Annotated in this window: 21 protein-coding genes and 1 tRNA gene; 5 read left to right on the forward strand and 17 right to left on the reverse strand. The window is 68.2% G+C overall.

The genetic code is table 11. From position 1 onward, the window contains the following. Window positions 1-2: 2 nt before the first annotated feature. The 6 genes from FVP33_RS17060 to FVP33_RS17085 form a co-directional block, all read right to left on the reverse strand. On the reverse strand, window positions 3-566 hold the full coding sequence (locus tag FVP33_RS17060) for a F0F1 ATP synthase subunit B (protein WP_147784897.1): 564 nt from the start codon (window positions 564-566) through the stop codon (window positions 3-5). Further along, window positions 566-805 carry an ATP synthase F0 subunit C gene (gene atpE, locus FVP33_RS17065; RefSeq protein ID WP_147784898.1) on the reverse strand — a complete coding sequence of 80 codons (240 nt, stop codon included), beginning with the start codon at window positions 803-805 and terminating at the stop codon, window positions 566-568. The genes FVP33_RS17060 and atpE overlap by 1 nt, the downstream gene beginning before the upstream one ends. Window positions 806-852: 47 nt before the next feature. After that, entirely contained in the window at window positions 853-1,677 is an 825-nt protein-coding gene (gene atpB / locus FVP33_RS17070) for a F0F1 ATP synthase subunit A (RefSeq protein WP_147784899.1), read from the reverse strand. Window positions 1,678-1,765: 88 nt separating this feature from the next. After that, window positions 1,766-2,233 carry a Cg1360 family ATP-synthase-associated protein gene (locus FVP33_RS17075; protein ID WP_147784900.1) on the reverse strand — a complete coding sequence of 156 codons (468 nt, stop codon included), beginning with the start codon at window positions 2,231-2,233 and terminating at the stop codon, window positions 1,766-1,768. After that, on the reverse strand, window positions 2,230-3,507 hold the full coding sequence (locus FVP33_RS17080; RefSeq protein ID WP_425460957.1) for an MraY family glycosyltransferase: 1,278 nt from the start codon (window positions 3,505-3,507) through the stop codon (window positions 2,230-2,232). Before FVP33_RS17080 ends, FVP33_RS17075 begins: the two co-directional genes overlap by 4 nt. Before the next feature lie 2 nt (window positions 3,508-3,509). Then, a complete protein-coding gene (locus tag FVP33_RS17085) occupies window positions 3,510-4,217 on the reverse strand; it encodes an L-threonylcarbamoyladenylate synthase (RefSeq protein ID WP_147784901.1) in 708 nt (235 codons plus the stop codon). A 104-nt stretch (window positions 4,218-4,321) separates the two neighbouring features. On the opposite strand from FVP33_RS17085, the gene FVP33_RS17090 reads away from it, so the two are divergent. The 3 genes from FVP33_RS17090 to FVP33_RS17100 are packed head-to-tail and all read left to right on the forward strand — an operon-like array spanning window position 4,322 to window position 5,976. Further along, window positions 4,322-4,684: a hypothetical protein gene (locus FVP33_RS17090; RefSeq protein ID WP_147784902.1), complete on the forward strand. Its 363-nt coding sequence runs from the start codon at window positions 4,322-4,324 to the stop codon at window positions 4,682-4,684. Further along, window positions 4,684-5,292 carry an HAD family hydrolase gene (locus FVP33_RS17095; RefSeq protein ID WP_147784903.1) on the forward strand — a complete coding sequence of 203 codons (609 nt, stop codon included), beginning with the start codon at window positions 4,684-4,686 and terminating at the stop codon, window positions 5,290-5,292. Before FVP33_RS17090 ends, FVP33_RS17095 begins: the two co-directional genes overlap by 1 nt. A gap of 42 nt (window positions 5,293-5,334) precedes the next feature. Continuing rightward, on the forward strand, window positions 5,335-5,976 hold the full coding sequence (locus FVP33_RS17100) for a hypothetical protein (RefSeq protein ID WP_147784904.1): 642 nt from the start codon (window positions 5,335-5,337) through the stop codon (window positions 5,974-5,976). Between the two features lie 210 nt (window positions 5,977-6,186). On the opposite strand, the gene prmC is transcribed toward FVP33_RS17100, so the two are convergent. The 9 genes from prmC to argS form a co-directional block, all read right to left on the reverse strand. Further along, entirely contained in the window at window positions 6,187-7,053 is an 867-nt protein-coding gene (gene prmC, locus FVP33_RS17105; protein ID WP_147784905.1) for a peptide chain release factor N(5)-glutamine methyltransferase, read from the reverse strand. 58 nt (window positions 7,054-7,111) lie between these two features. After that, complete coding sequence (gene prfA, locus FVP33_RS17110; RefSeq protein ID WP_147784924.1) at window positions 7,112-8,194, reverse strand: peptide chain release factor 1; 1,083 nt, start codon at window positions 8,192-8,194, stop codon at window positions 7,112-7,114. Between the two features lie 21 nt (window positions 8,195-8,215). Next, window positions 8,216-10,435: a transcription termination factor Rho gene (rho, locus tag FVP33_RS17115; RefSeq protein WP_147784906.1), complete on the reverse strand. Its 2,220-nt coding sequence runs from the start codon at window positions 10,433-10,435 to the stop codon at window positions 8,216-8,218. Between the two features lie 173 nt (window positions 10,436-10,608). After that, window positions 10,609-11,589, reverse strand: coding sequence for a homoserine kinase (gene thrB / locus FVP33_RS17120; protein ID WP_246142397.1), 981 nt, complete (start codon window positions 11,587-11,589; stop codon window positions 10,609-10,611). Between the two features lie 34 nt (window positions 11,590-11,623). After that, window positions 11,624-12,706, reverse strand: a complete 1,083-nt coding sequence (gene thrC, locus FVP33_RS17125; RefSeq protein ID WP_147784907.1) for a threonine synthase — start codon at window positions 12,704-12,706, stop codon at window positions 11,624-11,626. Continuing rightward, the gene (locus FVP33_RS17130; protein WP_147784908.1) at window positions 12,706-14,025 is read right to left on the reverse strand and encodes a homoserine dehydrogenase; all 1,320 of its coding nucleotides are present in this window, start codon (window positions 14,023-14,025) and stop codon (window positions 12,706-12,708) included. Before FVP33_RS17130 ends, thrC begins: the two co-directional genes overlap by 1 nt. Continuing rightward, window positions 14,022-15,437, reverse strand: coding sequence for a diaminopimelate decarboxylase (gene lysA / locus FVP33_RS17135; protein ID WP_147784909.1), 1,416 nt, complete (start codon window positions 15,435-15,437; stop codon window positions 14,022-14,024). Before lysA ends, FVP33_RS17130 begins: the two co-directional genes overlap by 4 nt. Window positions 15,438-15,515: 78 nt before the next feature. Continuing rightward, window positions 15,516-16,334: an LmeA family phospholipid-binding protein gene (locus FVP33_RS17140; RefSeq protein WP_187270781.1), complete on the reverse strand. Its 819-nt coding sequence runs from the start codon at window positions 16,332-16,334 to the stop codon at window positions 15,516-15,518. Then, the gene (gene argS, locus FVP33_RS17145) at window positions 16,334-17,995 is read right to left on the reverse strand and encodes an arginine--tRNA ligase (RefSeq protein WP_147784911.1); all 1,662 of its coding nucleotides are present in this window, start codon (window positions 17,993-17,995) and stop codon (window positions 16,334-16,336) included. Before argS ends, FVP33_RS17140 begins: the two co-directional genes overlap by 1 nt. 94 nt (window positions 17,996-18,089) lie before the next feature. Between argS and FVP33_RS17150 the strand changes: the two genes are divergently transcribed. After that, the gene (locus FVP33_RS17150; protein ID WP_147784912.1) at window positions 18,090-18,725 is read left to right on the forward strand and encodes an arginyl-tRNA synthetase; all 636 of its coding nucleotides are present in this window, start codon (window positions 18,090-18,092) and stop codon (window positions 18,723-18,725) included. On the opposite strand, the gene FVP33_RS17155 is transcribed toward FVP33_RS17150, so the two are convergent. Beyond that, on the reverse strand, window positions 18,722-19,516 hold the full coding sequence (locus FVP33_RS17155) for a transglutaminase-like domain-containing protein (protein ID WP_147784913.1): 795 nt from the start codon (window positions 19,514-19,516) through the stop codon (window positions 18,722-18,724). The genes FVP33_RS17150 and FVP33_RS17155 overlap by 4 nt on opposite strands. Before the next feature lie 70 nt (window positions 19,517-19,586). Further along, entirely contained in the window at window positions 19,587-20,246 is a 660-nt protein-coding gene (locus FVP33_RS17160; RefSeq protein WP_147784914.1) for a pyridoxine/pyridoxamine 5'-phosphate oxidase, read from the reverse strand. A 56-nt stretch (window positions 20,247-20,302) separates the two neighbouring features. Here FVP33_RS17160 and FVP33_RS17165 point away from each other — a divergent pair. Then, window positions 20,303-20,374: transfer RNA gene (locus tag FVP33_RS17165), tRNA-Arg, on the forward strand. The last annotated feature ends 349 nt before the right edge of the window (window positions 20,375-20,723 follow it).

Genomic DNA, 20,723 nt, shown 5'->3' on the forward strand with positions numbered 1-20,723 from the left:
GCTCAGTTCACCGACTCCGGCTTCGCGCTGTTCTCTGACTTCTCGAGGTCGGCCAGGAACTGGTCGACCAGGCTTGCCGCCTTCGCGTCGTCGGACAGGCTCTGCCCGATGACTCCCGACGCGAGGTCGATCGCGAGCGACCCGACCTCGGCACGCAGCGACACGAGAGCCGACTGGCGCTCCGCCTCGATCTGCGCCGACGCGCTCGCGGTGACGCGGGCGGCCTCGGCGGCCGCCTGCTCCTTGAGCTCGTTCAGGATCTTGACGCCGTCCTGGCGAGCCTGCTCGCGAATGGTGCCGGCCTCGGCGCGCGCCTCGGCAAGCTGCTCGGTGTACTTCTCCAGGGCGGCGGCGGCCTCCGCTTGCGCGATCTCGGCCTTCTTGATTCCGCCCTCGATCACCTCGGCACGGGCATCCAGGTTCTGCTGCACCGACGGCAGGATCTTCTTCCAGAAGAAGACGAGAAGCGCGATGAAGCACACGGCGGACCAGATGAGGTCCGGAATGCCCGGAATCAGTGGATTGTGTTGAGCCTCAGCAGCTGCCGAGAAAACTGTACGGAGCATTACTGGCCGGTAGTGAAGATGAAGTACGTGGCGATGCCGATGAAGGCCAGCGCCTCGGTGAATGCGATACCGATGTACATGAGCACCGTGAGGCGACCCTGCAGTTCGGGCTGGCGCGCGACGGACTCGATCGTCTTCCCGACGACGATGCCCACGCCGATGGCCGGGCCGATGGCCGCAAGGCCGTATCCGATCGTCGCGATGTTTCCGCTCAGGGCGGCGACGGTGGTGGTGTCCACGTTGTGATTCCTTCCGTGATGGCGAAGCGGGCGGTCGCCCGATCCGATTAGTGCTCGTCTGCCAGCGCGAGCTGGAGATAGACAGCGGTCAAGATGGTGAAGACGTAGGCCTGCAACACCGCGACAAGGAGTTCGAACATCGTGAAGACGAACCCGAAGGCGAGCGTTCCGATGCCGAACAGTTTGAAGAGCCCCGGTGCCTCGAAGAAGAAGAACGAGGTCGCGAGGAAGAACAGAACGAGCAGCAGATGGCCGACGATCATGTTCATGAGAAGTCGGAGGGTGTGGGTGATCGGCCGCACGATGAAGGTCGAGAGCACCTCGATCGGCGTCACGATGATGTAGAGCACCCACGGCACTCCGGGCGGGAAGAGCGCGTTGCGCAGGAACTTGCCCGGGTGTTTGCGCAGTCCGGCATAGATCCAGGTGAAGTAGGCGACGCCGGCCAGCAGCAACGGAACGCCGATCACCGAGGTGCCGGCGATGTTGAACCCCGGGATGGCGCCGGTGAGATTCATCGCGACGATCATGAAGAAGAAGGTGGTGAGGATCGGCAGGAAGCGCCGGCCGTCCTTCTTGCCGAGCAGGTCTTCGGCGATGCCGACCCGAACGAAGTCGAGTCCCATCTCGATCAGCGACTGCCCGCGTCCTGGCACGATCTTCAGGTTGCGGGTGGCGAGCCAGAAGACGAGCACGATCACGATCGTCGTGATGATGCGGATGAGCATGACGCGGTTGAGCTCGAAGTAGGTTCCGGCGAACAACACGACGGGAGGGAAGAACTCGCCGATATTGGGCCCGACGAAGCCACCGCCGCCGCCGTCGCTGGCAGAAGGGAGGAGCAGATTGAGAGCGTTAGATAACAGCGCTATCTCCAGAATCGGGGCATGTAATCACGCGGCGATGGAAAGGGGGGCGTTCGTTCCCACTCTATCAACAGAATGAAGGCGGCCAGAATCGTTATTCGGCCTGTTCGCCCCTCGGCGAGGCCTCGGCGGCATCCCCAGGCAGGCGCACATCGCTCACGTAGGGCAGTCGAGACCGCGCGATGACGACGACGTCGACCACGAGGGTTCCGAGCACCGCCACGACGAGACTGAGGAAAAGAATCGTGGACTGGATCCAGGGCTGGTCCTTGAGCAGGAACACCAGTACGAGGAACAGCACGAACTTGAGCAGCCACGCCCCCATCACGATGCCGAAGAAGGCCACGCTGAGGAAGTCGCCCCGGGCGATGCGAGTGGCGACGACGATGCTCGCCGCCGTGATGCCGAGGAACACGACGGCCATCGCGGTGCCGATGAGAGCGCTCAGCACCCCGCTCCCGCCGGCCACGAGGAGGCCGATGATCGATCCGACGACGGCGATGACGATCGCGAGGATGCCCCCGTAGGCGAGGATCCGCTTGAGGATGGGGACGGCGCTCATGTGGTTTCCTTCTTCTTCAGGGCGTCGAGTGCCGCGTCTTGTGCGGCATCCGATTCTGCGTTGTCGTCGGTGTCGGTCCCGATCGAAATCGTGTCGGCCGCCGCATCGAGCGGGTCGAGGTGGGCAGCAACCGCCGGCACCTGATCCTCCGGGCCCGCCAGCTGAACGGCCGTCTCGGCGGCCTTGCGCCTGGTGAGCGGCGACAGGGTGACCACGGTGCAGACGACAAGGCCGATGGCGATGAAGGTGAGGGCCCGCGCGGCCGGCATGAAGAGGAAAAGCAGGCAACCGACCGCGACGACCGTCGTCCAGGCATAGAAGATGAGCACCGCCGGGATGTCGGTGTGCCCCATGTCGAGCAGCCGGTGGTGAAGGTGCTTGCGATCGGCGCTGAACGGCGACTTGCCGGCGCGCAGCCGGCGGAACACGGCGAGGCCGAAGTCGAGCAGCGGCACGATCAGGATCGCGAACGGCAGCAGGATCGGGATGAACGCCGGCACGAGCTGCTTGGCGAAGGTGAGCTGCCCGACATCCACCGAACCGGTGACCGAGATGGCGGAGGTCGCCATCAGCAGCCCGACGAGCAGGGCGCCCGCGTCACCCATGAAGAGTTTCGCCGGATGCCAGTTGAGCGGCAGGAACCCCACGCACGCACCGATGAGCACCGCGGTGATGAGCGACGCGAGGTTGAAGTATTCCGTTTGGGCGATATTGGTGGCGAGGATCCAGCTGTAGATGAAGAAGACACCGTTGGCGATGATGGCGACACCGGCGACAAGGCCGTCCAGGCCGTCGATGAAGTTGATGGCGTTCATCACCAGCACGATCGCGAGCACCGTGACGATCAGCCCGGTGTAGGAGGAGAGCACGACGATGCCCCCCACGATCGGCAGTGAGGTGAGCTGGACGCCCTGCCACGCGAGCAGGCCGGCGGCGATGATCTGGCCGGCGAGCTTCGTGACCCAGTCCAGGTCCCAGATGTCGTCAGCCACCCCGATCAGCACGATGATGAGGGCGGCTCCAAGGATCGCGAAGATCGGGCCGGGCTTGGCGAAGATGAGGTGGAATTGCGGCAGCTGCGACGCGACGCCGAACGCGATCAGGATGCCGAGGAACATCGCGACGCCGCCCAGCCGGGGCGTGGGGCGCTTGTGCACGTCACGCTCGCGGATCGCCGGGTACAGCCGGTACTTCATGCCCAGCCGCGCGATGAGGATCGACAACCCGAAGGTCACCACGGCCGAGAGGCCGCCGGCGGCGACGTAGAAGATGATCCTCACGAGGGGCCTTCCCCGGACTCGGTCATCCCCTGCTCCCGAACCGAGTCGAGCACGGCGTTGATCGCCTCCTCGGAGATCACCCCGTGTCGCACGATGCGCAGGGTCCCGCCCTCGGTGAGCAGCCCCGTCGCGTCGATGATCGTCGACCCCGTTCCCTCCCCGGCGTCGTAGTCGGTGCCGGCCACCCCGCCGTCGAGGTACACGCTTACGCTCTCGCCGAGCATGCGCTCCGCATCCTGCACCGTGGTCGCGGCCGGTTCGCCGGTGAGGTTCGCCGACGAGACGGCGAGCGGGCCTGTCTCGGAAAGCAGCTCGAGCGCGTAGAAGTTGTTCGGCATCCGCAGGGCCACGGTGCCGTCAGTGTCCCCGAGGTCCCACTTGAGGGACTCGCGGGCGGGGAGGATCACGGTGAGGCCGCCGGGCCAGAACTCGGCGACGAGCGCGCGGACCTCGTCCGGCACGGCCTCCGCGAGGGCGTCGAGGGTGGGAATCCCCGGGATGAGCACGGGAGGAGGCGACTGCCGGGTGCGGCCCTTCGCGTCGAGGAGCCGCTGCACCGCCTCCGGGCTGAAGGCGTCGGCCGCGAGACCGTACACGGTGTCCGTGGGCAGCACCACGAGCTCGCCTCGGCCGATAGCGACCCTCGCGAGGCGCATGCCAGTGAGAAGCCCGGTGGGGTCCGAGCAGTCGTAGATCGTCGCCATGTCGGTAGCCATCCTACTTCGACCGTCCTGACAGCCCCGCTGCGGGCCCCGCGCGCGGCGGGCTCGACGTCGGCTGGGATACTGGTAGCTGCGAGTGGAGCCCGGTGGACCTGTATTTCTTTGATTTCGACACGACCCTCTATACCTACGATTCCCGCAAGCGGCTGCCGGCGCTGAGCCTCGCGAGCGGGGTGAGCCAGTACCACCTCGCCAAGACCTGGTGGGAGAGCGGATTCGAGATTCGCGCCGAATCGGGCGAGTGGCCGACGGCGGCGGAGTACCTCGCAGAGTTCGGACGGTTCGACGCGCGACCGGAGGACACCTTCTTCGTCGACGACTCCGCCGCGAACGTGGCCGGGGCGGCATCCGTCGGAATCCACACGCACCACCTCGTCTACCGGGACCGCGTGCCGCAGCTGGACGGTCTGCACGAGGCCATCGAGCGGTTCGCCGCGAGGATGATGTGATGCTGCTCTTCATCTTCGACATGGACGACGTGCTCTACGACTACGACTGGCGTCGGCGGATGGAGGGGATGACCGGTCTGACCGGGCTCTCCCTCGCCGAGCTGCGCGAGCGCTGGTGGCACGCCGAGGGCGAGTGGGCGGCCGAGGCCGGCCGGATCGGCAGCGCTGACGACTATCTCGCCGCGTTCAACACCGCCGTCGGCATCGACGTGGACGAGGCGGACTGGGTGCGGGTCCGGGGCGCGGCCATGACGCCGTGGGCGGACTCCATCGCCGCCGTGCGTCGCGCGGCCGAACTCGGCCAGGTCACGCTCCTCACCAACAACGGTCCGCTCACCTCGCGCCACCTGCGCTCCCTCGCCCCCGACCTCGTGCCCGTCTTCGGCGACCACCTCTTCACGTCGTCGGACTACGGGGCACGCAAACCGGACCCGGAGGTGTTCGAGGCGGTGCTCGCCCGCTACGGCGTGCCGGCGAGCGACGCGTTCTTCGCCGACGACCTGCCGGAGAACGTCGCGGGTGCCCGCTCGGTCGGCATCACCGGCCACCTGTTCGTCGGCGCCCCCGCCCTGCTCGCCGCGATCGAAGACTTCGCCCATACCCGCTGACCCAGCCCTAGGCTGGTGATGACCACAGAGGGAGGGTGCTGGATGATCGACCAACCCACGCTCGACGAACTCTGGGATTTCGGCGATCCCGCCGCGTCGGAGGCCCGTTTTCGGGTCGAGCTGGAGCAGGGCGGCCCGTGGGACGACACGGAGCGCGCCGAACTCACCACGCAGCTCGCGCGGGCGATCGGGATGCAGGGCAAGTTCGACGAGGCGGCGGCGATCCTGATCGAGATCCCGGAGGAGTCGGATCCGATTGTGGGGGTGCGGGTGCTCCTCGAGTCCGGCCGCGTGATGAACAGTTCGGGGCATCCGGAGGCCGCCGCCGGCCTGTTCCGCCAGGCCGCCACGATCGCCGGCCGCCTGGGGGCGGAGTTCCTGCTGATCGACGCGCTGCACATGCTCGCGATCGTCGATGCCCCCGGCGCCGAAGACTGGACGGCTCGCGCGGTGGAACTCGCCGAGGCCTCCCCCGACGACCGCACCAAACGCTGGCTCGTTTCTCTGCACAGCAACCTCGGCTGGCGGTACTTCGACGACGACAACCTCGATGCCGCCTTCGCCTCCTTCACCGAGGCGGCCCGGTGGGCGGACCTCCTCGGCACCGCCCAGCAGCGCGAGTGGGCGCAGGAGGCGCTCGCCGAGTGCGCGGCGGCGATGGATGCGGCGAGCGAGTCCCTCTAGCGGCATCCGCCCTTCCCCCGCTCACCCTCACTCTTCCCTCTTCTTTCTTCCCTCTTCTTTCTTCCGAAATCCATGCATCTCTGCCCCGACCTCGGCGTGTCGGGTCACCCCACCGGCGTGTCGGCGAGGAATGCATGGATTTCGGAACGGGGTAGAGGAACGGGGTAAGGGGAACGGGGTAAGGCCAAAAGAGGGAACGGGGAGCGGCGGCTAGCGGAGAGCGGTGGTCGCGCGGTCGCGGCCGAGCAGGTCGCGGTGCGTGGCGACGGCATTCCAGCCGTCCGCGGTGAGCAGTGCGGCGATGGCGGCCCCCTGCAGCTCGCCGTGCTCGAGCACGAGTGTGCCGCCCGGGTGCAGCAGGCGCGCCGCCGTGCGTGAGACCTGGCGCACGACATCCAGGCCGTCCTGGCCGCCGTAGAGGGCGTGCTCTGGATCGAAAAGCCGCACCTCCGGGTCACGCGGGATGGCACCGACCGGGATGTACGGAGGATTGGAGATGACCACGGCCACCGTGCCGTCCAGATCGGGAAGGGCGTCGGCCAGGTCGACGAACACGGCGCGCGCGTTGTCGGCCCCGCTGGCGCGGAAGTTCTGGGTGGTCCAGACGAAGGCGCGCGGGGAGTTTTCGACACCGAACACCCGGGAGTGCGGAACCTCGGTCGCCATCGCGAGGGCGATCGCCCCGCTGCCGGTTCCCAGGTCGACCCCGATCGGCTCGGGTGTGGCCGCGGCGCGCAGCGCGTCGATCGCGAACTGGGCGACCTCCTCCGTCTCCGGTCGCGGCACGAAAACACCCGGTCCGACTGCAAGTTCCAGCGAGCGGAATGGAGCAGTCCCCGTGATGTGCTGGAGCGGTTCGCGGGCGGCCCGGCGGGCGAGCGCGGCGCGGATGGCGACGGTGTCGTGCTCCGCCACCGGCGTGCCGATGACGGCCTTCGCCTGCACCTCGCCGCGGCTGAGGCCGAGCACGTGGCCGATCAGCAGCTCGGCGTCGACGTCGGGAGTGGGAACGCCCGCCCGGGCCAACAGCGCGACGCCGTCGTCGCGAAGAGTCGCCACGCTAGCTGGAGGATTCATGGGAGCAGCCTGGTTGTCGGTTCGGACGAAAGCGAAGGGTGCGTGCGGAGCGCGCCGATCACTCCTCGGTGGAACCGAGCATCGCGAGTCGGGCTTCCTCATCCGCGTCGATGTCCGACTGGATCACGGCGTCGAGTGCGCCGTTCATCACGGCGTCGAGGTTGTAGGCCTTGTAGCCCGTGCGGTGGTCGGCGATGCGATTCTCGGGGAAGTTGTAGGTGCGGATGCGCTCCGAGCGATCCATGGTGCGGATCTGGCTCTTGCGCACGACGGAGGCCGCGGCGTCGATCTCCTCCTGCTGGCGAGCGAGCACGCGGGCACGAAGCACGCGCATCCCGGCCTCGCGGTTCTGCAACTGCGACTTCTCGTTCTGCATCGCCACCACGATCCCGGTGGGGAGGTGGGTGATGCGCACGGCGGAGTCAGTGGTGTTGACCGACTGGCCGCCCGGACCGCTCGAACGGTAGACGTCGATCTTGAGGTCGTTGGGCGAGATCTCGACCTCTTCCGGCTCGTCGACCTCGGGGAACACGAGCACGCCCGCCGCCGACGTGTGGATGCGCCCCTGGGACTCGGTGGCCGGTACGCGCTGCACGCGGTGCACGCCACCCTCGTACTTGAGGTGGGCCCAGACGCCCTCCGCCGGGTCGGTGGAGTTGCCCTTGATGGCGAGCTGGACATCCTTGATGCCACCCAGATCGCTCGAGGTCTGCTCGATGATCTCGGTCTTCCACTTCTTGGACTCCGCGTAGTGCAGGTACATGCGCAGGAGATCGCCGGCGAAGAGCGCGGACTCTGCCCCGCCCTCCCCCATCTTGATCTCCATGATCACGTCACGGCCGTCGTTCTCGTCGCGCGGGATGAGCAGCCGGCGAAGGCGCTCCTCCATCGTGTCGAGTTCCGCCTTGATCTTGGGCAGCTCCTCGGCGAAGGACGCGTCCTCCGCAGCCATCTCGCTCGCGGCCTCGAAGTCGTCGGTGAGTTTCAGCCAACGGTTGTAGGCGTCCACGATGCGACTGAGCTCGGCGTACCGCCGGTTGACCTTCTTCGACTTGGCCGGGTTGGAGTGGAGTTCGGGGTCGGCGAGCTGCTCCTGGAGATCCGCATGCTCCACCAGCAGCGTCTTCACCGACTCGAACACGCCAGAGTCTGCCATGGCTGCTTAGCCCTCTTTGGTACTCGATGCGCCCGGAAGCGACTTCTGGATCTTCATCAGGAACTCGACGTTGCTCGTCGTGTCCTTGAGCTGCGTGAGCACGAGCTCGAGGGCCTGCTGGGTCTCGAGTCCGGCGAGGGCGCGGCGGAGCTTCCAGTTGATCTTCGTCTCGTCGATGCCCATGAGCATCTCCTCGCGACGCGTGCCGGAGGCATTGACGTCCACGGCGGGGAAGATGCGCTTGTCGGCAAGCTGGCGCGACAGGCGAAGCTCCATGTTGCCGGTGCCCTTGAACTCCTCGAAGATGACCTCGTCCATCTTGGATCCGGTCTCCACGAGCGCGGTGGCGAGGATGGTGAGCGATCCGCCGTCCTCGATGTTGCGCGCCGCACCGAAGAAGCGCTTCGGCGGGTAGAGGGCAGACGAGTCGACCCCTCCGGAGAGGATGCGCCCGGAGGCGGGCGCCGCAAGGTTGTACGCGCGGCCGAGGCGGGTGATCGAGTCGAGCAGAACGACCACGTCGTGGCCGAGTTCGACAAGTCGCTTGGCGCGCTCGATGGCGAGTTCGGCGACCGTCGTGTGGTCTTCGGCCGGACGGTCGAAGGTGGAGGCGATGACCTCACCCTTGACCGTGCGCTGCATGTCGGTCACCTCTTCCGGACGCTCGTCGACGAGAACGACCATGAGGTGAACCTCGGGGTTGTTCTTGGCGATGGCGTTGGCGATGGCCTGGAGCACGAGCGTCTTGCCCGCCTTGGGCGGCGAGACGATGAGGCCGCGCTGGCCCTTGCCGATCGGCGAGACGAGGTCGATGATGCGCGTGGTGAGCTTCTGCGGCTCGGTCTCGAGGCGCAGGCGCTCCGTGGGATAGAGCGGCGTGAGCTTGCCGAATTCGACGCGATCGGCGGCCTGGTCGACGGGAAGCCCGTTGATCGAGTCGATCTTCACGATCGCGTTGTACTTCTGGCGACCGCTGTTGTCGTTGTCGCGCGGTTGGCGGATCGCTCCGACCACCGCGTCGCCCTTGCGGAGGTTGTACTTCTTCACCTGGCCGAGCGAGACGTAGACGTCGTTGTTGCCCGGGAGGTAGCCGCTGGTGCGAACGAAGGCGTAGTTGTCGAGCACGTCGAGGATGCCGGCCACGGGGATGAGCACGTCATCCTCGGTGATCTCGGGCTCGAAGTCATCGTTTCCACCCGGGCCGCGGCGCTTGCGGTCGCGGTAGCGGTTACGTCCGCTGCGTTCGCCGTCGTCGTCCTGCAGAAGCTGCTGCTGCTGGCGGTCGTTGCCGCTGCGGTTCTGCTGCTGGCGGTCGCCCTGCTGCTGGCGGTCGCCCTGCTGCTGGCGGTCACCCTGCTGCTGGCGGTTGTTCACATTGCGGTTGCTGGTGCGGCCGGAGTCGTCTGAGTCCTGCTCGCCGCGGGTGGTCTCCTGCTGGCGGTCGCCGCGGTTGCGGTTGCGGTTGCGGGAGTTGCGAGTCGGCTGTCCGTCGCTGTCGTCGGCGAGCGCCTCGCGCTCTGCTTCCTGCCCGGGGATGCGGTCGAGACCCTCGGTCGGCTGGGCGTCGGCGAGCGCCTCGCGCTCTGCTTCCTGCCCGGGGATGCGGTCGATGCCGGCCTGGCGGGCGTTGCGCTGGCGAGTGTTGCGCTGACGGGGGACGCTCTCGGTCGGCGCGTCGGCGAGCGCCTCGCGCTCCGCCTCCTGGCCGGGGATGCGGTCGAGACCCTCGGTCGGCTGGACGTCGGCCTGAGCCTCGCGCTCGGCCTCCTGCCCAGGGATGCGGTCGAGGCCGCTGGCTGCACGGTTGACGTGCTTGGTGACCGACTTGGGCGCCGCCTTGGCCATCGGCTCCAGCTCGATGGCCGGGGCGTCGATGATCGGAGCGGTGGAGGCGCCGGCGTCCACGATCGACGTGCTCGCACGCCGCGGTGCGCGCTTGCGGACGGCGGGAGCCACGGCGACCTCGGTGGCTGCGGTCTCGGCCGCCGCCGTGTCCGTGGCGGCCGTCTCGGTCACCGGGGCATCCTCGGTCGACGGTGCGGCATCCGCCGCTGTCTTGCTGTTGTTCTGGATCTCGGTGATCGCGTCCACGAGTTCTCCCTTACGAAGTTTGGAGGCACCACTCATGCCCAACTCGGCTGCCAGAGCGTACAGCTCGGGGAGGCGAAGGCTGGAGAGGTTTGTGCTTGAGTCCGGCCGGGTGGCGCGGACAGTGAGGTCAGTCACTAAGAGTGTTCCTTTCCCCTCGCAAGGTCCGCACCGAAAGGGTGCGGGATACGCTCGCGGGAGAGCTTGTCGTCCGTACTCTCCACCGGGCCCACGCGGCTGTTGTGAGCAGCAGCACAGTGAGGGAAAGTATTGAAGCGAGTGCTAGTGATTGTGCAAACCGGGGCTTTCGGCTATGCCGAGATATCTACCGGGTGCAGTGAAACTGTAGCACCTTTGAAGTCTACGGCCAGCACGAGCGACTGCCACGGCGCGCCCTCGTGGCGCCCGATGAGCTCGGCGGCGACGAGTCTCTGGGCCGGGTCGCTGCAGAGCACGAGAATCGACGGCCCGGCCCCCGAAACCACCGCGGGAAGCCCCGCAGCCCGCAATTCGCCGATCAGTGACTCGGTGTCTGGCATGGCGCTCGCGCGGTAGCTCTGGTGGAGCTTGTCCTCGGTCGCGGCAAGCAGCAGCTCCGGAGACTGGATGAGGGCGGCGATGAGGAGGGCGCTGCGAGACACGTTGAAGATCGCGTCCTCGTGCGGTACCGAGGCCGGGCGCAGGCTGCGCGCGAGTTCGGTGGACATCGTGGACTCCGGCACGGCGATGAGGGGCGAGACGCCGCGGTGCACCATCAGCTTCTTGTGCTGAGGGCCGGCATCCGAAGTCCAGGCGATCGTGAGGCCGCCGAACAGGGCAGGCGCGACGTTGTCCGGATGCCCCTCCATGGCCGTCGCCAGAGCGAGCAGGGAGTTGGAGTCGATGTCCACGATTCCCTCGAGGAGGCCCTTCGCCGCCATGATGCCCGAGACGATCGCGGCCCCGGAGGAGCCGAGGCCCCGTCCGTGCGGAATGTTGTTGCGCGCCACGAGGTCGAGCCCGGGAAGGGGCTGCCCGTACGCGGCGAAGGTGTACGCGATCGCCTTGACCACGAGGTTGGACTCGTCGGTGGGCACCTCGCCGGCCCCAACTCCGATCACCTCGACGGTGGCGCCCGGTTCGGGGCGCACCGTCACGGTGAGCTCGTCGTACAGCGACAGCGCGAGTCCGAGCGTGTCGAAGCCCGGTCCGAGGTTGGCCGTGGTCGCCGGCACCTTCACCGTGACCGAACGGCCGACGAGCGAGGGCGTCGACCCCGATCCCTCCGGCGCATCCGGCGTCTCTGGCATCATCCCGCGCTCCCGAAGACCACTGTGGTCGGCAACGCTAGGCCGTGACTTTGGACAGGCCGAGCACGCCGGCCACCTCGTCGGTGTCGTTCGCGACGACGGTGGGCTTGATGTCTGAGCCGTCGGCCGTGCGAAGGGCCCACTGCGGGTCCTTGAGGCCGTGGCCGGTGACGGTGAGCACCACGGTGGATCCGCGCGGGATCTGTCCGGCGGCCGCCCGCTCGAGCAGACCAGCGACGCTGATCGCCGATGCGGGCTCCACGAAGATGCCGACCTCGGCGGAGAGGATGCGGTAGGCCTCGAGAATGTGCTCGTCGGAGATCGCGCCGAAGTAGCCGTTGCTGGCCTCACGTGCCCCGAGCGCGAGTTCCCACGACGCCGGGTTGCCGATGCGGATCGCGCTGGCGATGGTGTCGGGGTTCTTCACCACGTGGCCGAGCACGATCGGCGCGCTGCCGGCGGCCTGGAAGCCGAACATGCGCGGAAGCTTCGTCGTCTCGCCCCGGGCCAGCTCCTCGCTGTAGCCGCGGAAATACGCCGTGTAGTTTCCGGCGTTGCCGACCGGCACGATGTGGATGTCCGGGGCGTCTCCGAGCACCTCGACGACCTCGAAGGCCGCGGTCTTCTGGCCCTCGATGCGATCGTTGTTGACGGAGTTGACGAGGTGCACCGGGTAGTTGGCCGCGAGGTCCCTGGCGATCTCGAGACAGTCGTCGAAGTTGCCCTGCACCTGGAGCAGCTCCGCGTTGTGCGCGATGGCCTGGCTGAGCTTGCCGAGCGCGATCTTGCCCTCCGGCACGAGCACGGCGGCGGTGATGCCGGCGTGCGCGGCGTAGGCGGCGGCAGACGCCGAGGTGTTACCGGTCGACGCGCAGATGATCGCCTTCGCGCCGTGCTCCACGGCCTTGGACACCGCCATGGTCATGCCGCGGTCCTTGAACGAACCGGTGGGGTTCATCCCCTCGTACTTCACCCAGACCGTGGCACCGGTGCGGGCGGAGAGTGCGGGAGCCGGCAACAGCGGGGTGCCACCCTCGCCGAGGGTGATGATGGGGGTCGCATCGGAGATGTCGAGCCGGTCTGCATACTCGCGGAGAACTCCGCGCCACTGGTGAGCCATTAGGATCCTTCTACTCTGAGTACGGACGTGACCGCTCGAACGACCTGACTGGTTTCGAGTGCCGCGACGGTTGCGGCGAGATCGGCTTCCGACGCCTCGTGGGTGCCGATAACTAGGGTAGCGCTGGGCCGGGCCGGGTCGGCGCCCGCCTGGACCGACTGCGTAACAGTCTCGACGGAGACCCCGTGCTCGCTGAAGAGCGTCGCCACCGCGGCGAGCACCCCCGGCTGGTCGACGACGCTGAGCGTTATCTGGTACCGCGTGATGACCCGCGAGATCGGCAGGATGGGCAGGTTGGCGTGGGTCGACTCCGCGACCCCCGGTCCGCCGATCACGTGCCGCCGGGCGGCGGACACCAGGTCGCCGAGAACGGCGGAGGCCGTCTCGATTCCCCCGGCACCCGCGCCATAGAACATGAGGTCGCCGGCGGCCTCGGCCTCGATGAACACCGCGTTCTTGGCACCATGCACGGCGGCGAGGGGATGACTGCGGGGAACGAGGGCCGGGTACACGCGGGCCGACACGCCCTCGACGCCGTCGGCATCCGTCATCCGCTCGCAGATCGCCAGCAGCTTGATCACGTAGCCGGCCTTGCGCGCGGCGTCGACCTGCTCGATGGTGATGGCGGTGATGCCCTCCCGGTAGACCGCGTCGAGCGGCACCGTGGTGTGGAACGCGAGGCTCGCCAGGATCGCGGTCTTCTGCGCGGCGTCGAAGCCCTCGATGTCGGCCGACGGGTCGGACTTCTCGGCATAGCCGAGCTCGGTCGCCGTGGCCAGGGCGACCTCGAGGGACTCCCCCGCGGTATCCATGCGGTCGAGGATGAAGTTGGTGGTTCCGTTGACGATGCCGAGGATGCGCTTGATCCGGTCGCCGGCGAGGCTGTCGCGCAGCGGCCGGATGATCGGGATCGCCCCGGCGACGGCCGCCTCGTAGTAGAGCTGGGCGCCCACCTGCTCGGCGAGCTCGAAAAGTTCTGGACCGTGGGTGGCGAGGAGCGCCTTGTTGCCGGTGATCACGTCGGCCCCCGAGGTGAGCGCCTGCAGAATGTAGGTGCGCGCCGGCTCGAGGCCGCCCATCAGCTCGATCACGATGTCCGCACCGAGGATCAGGGACTCCGCGTCCGTCGTGAGGAGTTCGCGCGGGATGTTCGCGGTGCGGGGCGCGTCGAGGTCGCGCACGGCCACTCCCACCAGTTCGAGCCCGGCGCCGGCTCGGTTGGCGAGCTCGTCACCGTGTTCGAGCAGCAGCGAGGCCACCTGGGCGCCGACGGATCCTGCGCCCAGGAGGGCGACCCTGAGGTTGCGGTACTCGATCATCGTGCTCCGTTCGTTGCCAGGATGCCCGCATCCCGGGAGAGAAGGTCTGCCTCGGTCTCGCCGCGCACGATCACGCGCGCCTCGCCGTCGCGCACGGCGACGACAGGCGGCCGGCCCAGGTAGTTGTAGTTGCTGGCCATCGACCAGCAGTACGCGCCGGTCGCCGGCACGGCCACGAGGTCGCCCGGACGCACGTCACCGGGCAGGTAGTCGTCGCGCACGACGATGTCGCCGCTCTCGCAGTGCTTTCCGGCGATGCGCACGAGCGCGGGGTCGGCGGTCGAACTGCGGCCGGCCAGTCGCACCGAGTAGTCGGCAGTATAGAGCGCGGGCCGGATGTTGTCGCTCATGCCACCGTCGACGCTCACGTAGCGCCGGATCACTGGTGCCGTTCCGTCCCCGGAGACGAGCACGTCCTTCACCGTGCCGACCTCGTACAGGGTGAGGGTGGACGGCCCGACGATCGCCCGCCCCGGCTCGATGGCCACGAGCGGCACCGGGATGCCGAGCCTCGCGCACTCGCCGGCCACGATGTCGGCAAAGGTCGCGGCGATCTCGTCGAGGGGCAGCGCGGTCTCGGCGCTCGTGTAGGCGATGCCGAATCCGCCGCCGAGGTTGAGTTCGGGCACCGGGCCGCCCTCGAGCAGGCTGGCCTGCAGCGCGAGCAGGCGCCTGGCGGCCTCGGCGAAGCCGTCGGACTCGAAGATCTGCGAGCCGATGTGCGAGTGCAGGCCGAGGAAGTCGAGCGAGGAGTGCGACCGGATCGCGGCGACGGCACCCGCTGCGTCGGCGAGCGCGATGCCGAACTTCTGGTCCTCCCGCGCGGTGGCCAGGTACTCGTGGGTGTGGGCGTGGACTCCGCTGTTGAGGCGCACCCGAACCGGCTGCACTCGGGAATGGCGAGCCGCGGCATCCGCGACCCGCTCGATCTCGATGTCGCTGTCGATCACGATCACGCCGACCCCGCAGGCCACGGCCCGGTCGATCTCGGCGACCGACTTGTTGTTGCCGTGGAAACCGAGCCTGGCCGGGTCGACACCGGCGGCGAGGGCGACGGCGAGCTCACCACCGCTGCAAACGTCGATGTACAGACCGGCGTCGCTCACCCAGCGGGCGACCTCCGTGGAGAGGAACGCCTTTCCCGCGTAGTACACCTTCGCCGCCGACCCGATGCGGGCGAACTCCCGGTCGAGCGACTCGCGAACGAGCACGGCCCTCGACCTCACATCAGCCTCGTCGACCACGAACAGCGGCGTGCCGAAGCGGGCGGCGAGATCGGACACCGCGACGCCGGCGACCTCGATCTCCCCCGACGCCGAGCGGGCGGTGCCGTGCGACCAGAGGCCGGGGGCGAGCGCGTTGGCGTCGACCGGATGAGCGAGCCACGATGGGGCAAGCGGATTGACTGTCACTGGGAAACCTCGGGGCTGGCCGGCGGGAAGATGGGGCGAGCGCGCCGGAGCGGGTGGATGCAAGCCCCCTGAATCCTATTACTTGGAGGCACACACGCCCTTTGTCGCGAACAGGTCGCTGTTCAGGGTGACGGTGTCGGCCGACACGGCCAGGGCCACCTTCGAGCCACTCACCGTCACCGCATCGAGCACAAGCGACTTGGGCAGGAATTGCGCGACGCAGATCTTCTGCGTGCTGAGGAGTCTGTCGGCGAGCGAGCCGAAGGTCTTGCGCAGGTCGGCCGGGGAGAGGGTCTGGCCGTTGAACGTCACCGACTTCGGCGTGAGCGCGAGTTCCCCGCCGACCGCCGACGGGGCGACGGCCACCGTCACGGGGAGGCCGATGCCGAGCACCGTGATCGTGGTGGCGAGGGCGATCGCCCCCGAGTGCACCGTGAGGGAGTTGACCGGGATGCCGGAGACCGTGCCGACGAGAGTCTTCAGCTGGGTCTCGTCCACCGTGAACTCGAGCGTCGCGTGATCGATGGGCTTGCTCTGGTCGATCGGGATGCCGGTGGCCGTGAGCGTGGCGTCGCCGGTGAGCGCCCCCACCGTGAGCCCCTTCGACGAGACATCGACTCGCTCAAGCTTGCCGGCCAGCAGCTGCAGCAGCACGGATGCCCCGCCGACCCTGGCGTCGACCGGCGTGCTCGCCGGAATGGAGAGCGACGACCGCACCTTGTTCTCGATGAGCGTGCCGGCATAGGACCGCGCCACACCGTCGACGACGACCGCCGCGACGACGAGAACCACGAGGATCGCGGCGAGCACGCTCCAGAGCAGCACGCCGCGACGGCGTTTGCGGGGGGCCGCCGCCTCGGGAGGCAACGGGAGGGGCGCCGTGGACTGGTCGCGCACTACATCCGCTCCGGCGCGCTCACGCCGAGCAGGCCGAGCGCATTGCGCAGCACCGTGCCGGTCGCGTCGTTGAGCCAGAGGCGGGTGCGGTGCAGGTCGGTGACCGGCTCATCCCCGAGCGGGGTGACCCGGCAGTTGTCGTACCAGCGGTGGTACGCGCCGGCCAGCTCCTCCGCGTAGCGAGCGACGCGGTGCGGCTCGCGCAGTTCCGCCGCCTGGCGAACCACCCGCGGAAACTCGGCGAGCACACCGAGCAGCTCGCTCTCGGTGTCGTGGTCGAGGAGGGAGGCGTCGAATGCCGTGCGTTCGACGCCGCTCGCCGCCGCGTTCCTCGCGACCGAGCGGGTGCGCGCATGGGCGTACTGCACGTAGAAGACGGGGTTGTCGTTGGTGCGCCGGGTGAGCAGGTCCAGGTCGACGTCGAGCTGCGAGTCGCTCGACGAGCGCACGAGCGCGTACCGCGCCGCGTCCACGCCGACGGCCTCCACCAGATCCTCCAGCACCACGACCGTTCCGGCGCGCTTGCTCATCCGCTGCGGCGTGCCGTCCTTGAGCAGGTTGACCATCTGGCCGATCAGAATCTCCAGGTTGACCCGCGGCACGTCACCGAACGCCGAAGTCATGGCCATCAGCCGCTTCACGTAGCCGTGGTGGTCGGCTCCGAGCATGATGAAGTTGCGCTCGAAGCCGCGCTCACGCTTGTTCAGGTAGTAGGCGAGGTCGCCGGAGATGTAGGCGGCGTCCCCGTCGCTCTTGATCACCACGCGGTCCTTGTCGTCGCCGAACTCCGTCGTGCGCAACCAGGTGGCGCCATCCGCCTCGTAGATGTGCCCGAGGTCCCTCAGTCGGGCGATCGCGCGCTCGACGTCGCCGCCCTCGTGCAGGAGGTTCTCGTGGAAGTAGACGTCGAAGTCGACGCCGAAGTCGTGAAGGCTCTGCTTGATGTCGCCGAACATCAGGTCGACTCCGGCGGCCCGGAATGCCTCCTGCAGTTCGTCCCTGGACAGGGCGGAGAGGTCGCCCGGGTAGCCCGCCACGACCCGGTCGACGATGTCGGAGATGTACTGGCCGCCGTAGCCGTCTTCCGGGGTCGGCTCGCCGAGGTAGCTCGCAACCAGGCTGCGGGCGAACCGGTCGATCTGGGTGCCGTGATCGTTGAAGTAGTACTCGCGGGTGACGATGCCGCCCTCGGCCTTGAAGATTCTGGCCAAGCTGTCGCCCACGGCGGCCCAGCGCACGCCGCCGAGGTGGATGGGTCCGGTGGGATTGGCCGAGACGAACTCGAGGTTGATCGTGACGCCCTCGTAGAGGTCGCCGTGTCCGTAGTCCTCGCCCTGCTCGACGATCGACTTGGCGAGCGCGCCGGCCGCCGCCGCATCCAGGCTGATGTTGATGAAGCCGGGGCCGGCGACGTCCACCGCCGAGACCCCCTCGATCGCGCGGATGCCGTCGGCGATCTCGGTGGCGAGCGCGCGCGGGTTGGTGCCGAGCTGTTTGGCCAGCTTCATGGCGATGTTCGATGACCAGTCGCCGTGCTCCCGGTTCTTGGGACGCTCCAGCAGCACGTCGTCGACGGTGAGCGCGGCCGTGACGTCGCCGCGTCGCTCGAGAGCGCCCTCGACGATGGCGAGCAGGTTGGCGGAGAGTTCGGCTGGGGTCACGAGCATCGATTCTATCCGGGCTTGCTGGCGCGTCCGGCTGGCGTCGCCCTCACCGTCGGCGAAGATGGGTTCAGAGACTTTCAGGGGGTCCACCATGTTTTCCACTTCGGCCGCACGCCGTCGGCTCGTCGCGCTCGCGAGCATCGCCATCGTCGTCGGCGGCCTCACGGCGTGCGTCGGCACGCCGAAGCCCTCCGGGTCGAGCTCCTCCCCCAGCGCCAGCGCCTCGGACTCGCCGACCCCGACCCCGGCGGGCACGCCCGCCTCGCCGAGCCCGACCCCCACCACCGGCACCCCCGCGCAGGCGGTCAGCATTGGCTGCAACACGCTCGTCTCGGCCCAGACGATGTACGACTTCAACCCCAACTTCGGGCTCGACGCGAGCTTCAAGCCGGCCGGCGGCACGCCGGCGGCGACGGCCATCGCGGCGAAGGGCGTCGCGTGCGACTGGACAAACCAGACCAGCGGCGACAAGGTCACCATCGCCGTCGCGCGCCCCGGTTCGGCCGCGCTCGCGGGACTCAAGACCAGTGCCGCGGCCGGTACCCCGGTGGCAGGCATCGGCGAATCCGCCTACTTCTCCTCGAGCGGCGGCGCCGGCCGTCTCGATGTGTTCACCGGCACCTATTGGCTCGTGGCCACATCCGTCTTCTTCGGGAGCGCGGCGGACTTCGGCAGCGGGGCGGACGCCCGCACCCTCGTGGCCTCCGCGGTCGCGCAGCTGCGCTAGCGGATCTCGGCGAGCCGCAGAGGGTCGTCGATCGGCAGCACGTCGGCGATGGCGAGCACCGTCAACTCACGCAGCGTGAGATTGGCCCAGTGGTTGGTGAGAAACGCGATGTCGGCGGCGTCGCGGCCGGTGGAGATCCGCACGAGGCTCTGCCTCGGGGCGAGCCCCGTCGCGTCCACGGCGTGCCACTGGCCGTCGATGAACGCCTCGGCCACGGCGTGGAAGTCCATCGGGCTGAGCCCCGGCGCGTAGACGGCCACCATGCGGGCCGGCACGTCGAGCGCGCGCAGCAGCGCGATCACCAGGTGGGCGTAGTCGCGGCAGACGCCCTGGCGGGCCAGGAGCGTGCCGACCGCGCCATCCGTCACCCGGCTCGAGCCTGGCACGTAGTACAGCCGTTCCTGCACCCACGCGCCCACCGCCGCGAGGAGTTCGAAACCCTGGATGCCGGCGAACTCGGAGCGCGCCGTCGGCAGCAGGGTGTCCGACTCGCAATACCGGCTCGGGCGCAGGTAGATGATGCGGTCGAGCTCGTCGATCGCCGCCGGCTCGGCCTGACCGACAACCTCGGCCGAGTACTCGATGGTCATCCGGCCGGCGTCGCTCTGCAGGGTGTGCAGCCGCGAACCATGCCGGTCCACGACCTCCTGGGGCTCGATCGGAGTGCCGTTCAGTGCTATCGACAGCCGCTCACTGCTGAGCTCGCCGCCGTGCGCCACGGCGAGGCTCAGTACCAGGTCGGCGCGGCCGGAAATGTCGAGTTCGAGTCGGGCGGAGACGTTGCGCAGCATCCGTCGATCCTCCCATGCCGGCGTTTCCTGGCCGTGCATGCCGCTCGCCACACCGGGTCGGCGCGCCGGCCTACGGCCAGAGCAGCTCGCGCGCCCAGCCCTCGCCCTGCCGGGTGTACCGCAGGCGGATCTGGTCGCGGTCGCGGGTGGCCTGCCAGAACTCGATCGCAACCGGGCGCAGACGGAAGGCAGTCCACCCTTCCGGCACGAATTCCGGATCCGTCTCGATCGCCCGACGCGACTTCGCCACCGCCGTGTCGAACTCCCCCAGTCCCGGCAGCACGTCGCTCTGGTTGCCCGCCGACGCGACGACCCGTGCGTTCGGGCTGCGCTGCAGAAAGTCCGACTCGCTGAGCGCGCGCGGGCCGGCCTCGGCATCCCCGGTCACCCGCACCTGCCTCCCCTGCTCGCGCCAGTAGAAGAGCAGCGCGGCGCGCGGATTGGCGGCGAGCTCCCTCCCCTTCTGGCTGGTCGACATCGTGGCGAACCACAAGGCGTCCGCATCCAGATCCTTGAGCAGGAGGGTGCGAGCGGATGGCGCCCCCTCGCCGCCCACGGTCGCGATCGCCATCGCGTGCGGCTGCGACACTCCCGACTCGATGGCCAAATCGAGCCATTCCGAAAACAGGGCAAGCGGATTCTCGGGGACGGCATCCGGGGCAAACGCGGGCAGTTCGCCGCCAAACACGCGAAGCCCGCGCAGCCGATCGCGCCAGGATTCGTCGGTCATGCTGCCAGCATACGTTCGCGTCCCCCGGCGGCTGGTAGCCTTGTCTCTTGACCCTGGCCCCCATAGCTCAGGGGATAGAGCACTGCCCTCCGGAGGCAGGGGCGGCAGTTCGAATCTGCCTGGGGGCACCTCTGTCGTGTGCCAGGTCAGTTCGGATTTTGCCACCTAAATCGGACAAACCGACTTGCGCATGATTCTGCCGCGGTTCCGGAGCGCGCCCCTTGTCGCGATTGACGTACGCGGGAACCTATTGATAGAAGCAACACCTTCTTTTAGGTGGTCGTTTCATTGTTTTGACGTCTTCGTCACCAGCAGCCCTGAGGTTCTTCGCGTCGATCAAGGACGGGCGGGGTCTCAAACCATCCGCCCGAGATGCCGGTATCGATAAAGAGGTCGGCTATCGGTGGCTTCGGGAGAAATATCTTCAGTCGAGGCGGAGTGGAATATCGGCTTCTGAAACGATCACCAAGTTAGGTT

The sequence above is a fragment of the Lacisediminihabitans profunda genome (assembly GCF_008040105.1).
GTDB classification, from domain to species: domain Bacteria; phylum Actinomycetota; class Actinomycetes; order Actinomycetales; family Microbacteriaceae; genus Lacisediminihabitans; species Lacisediminihabitans profunda.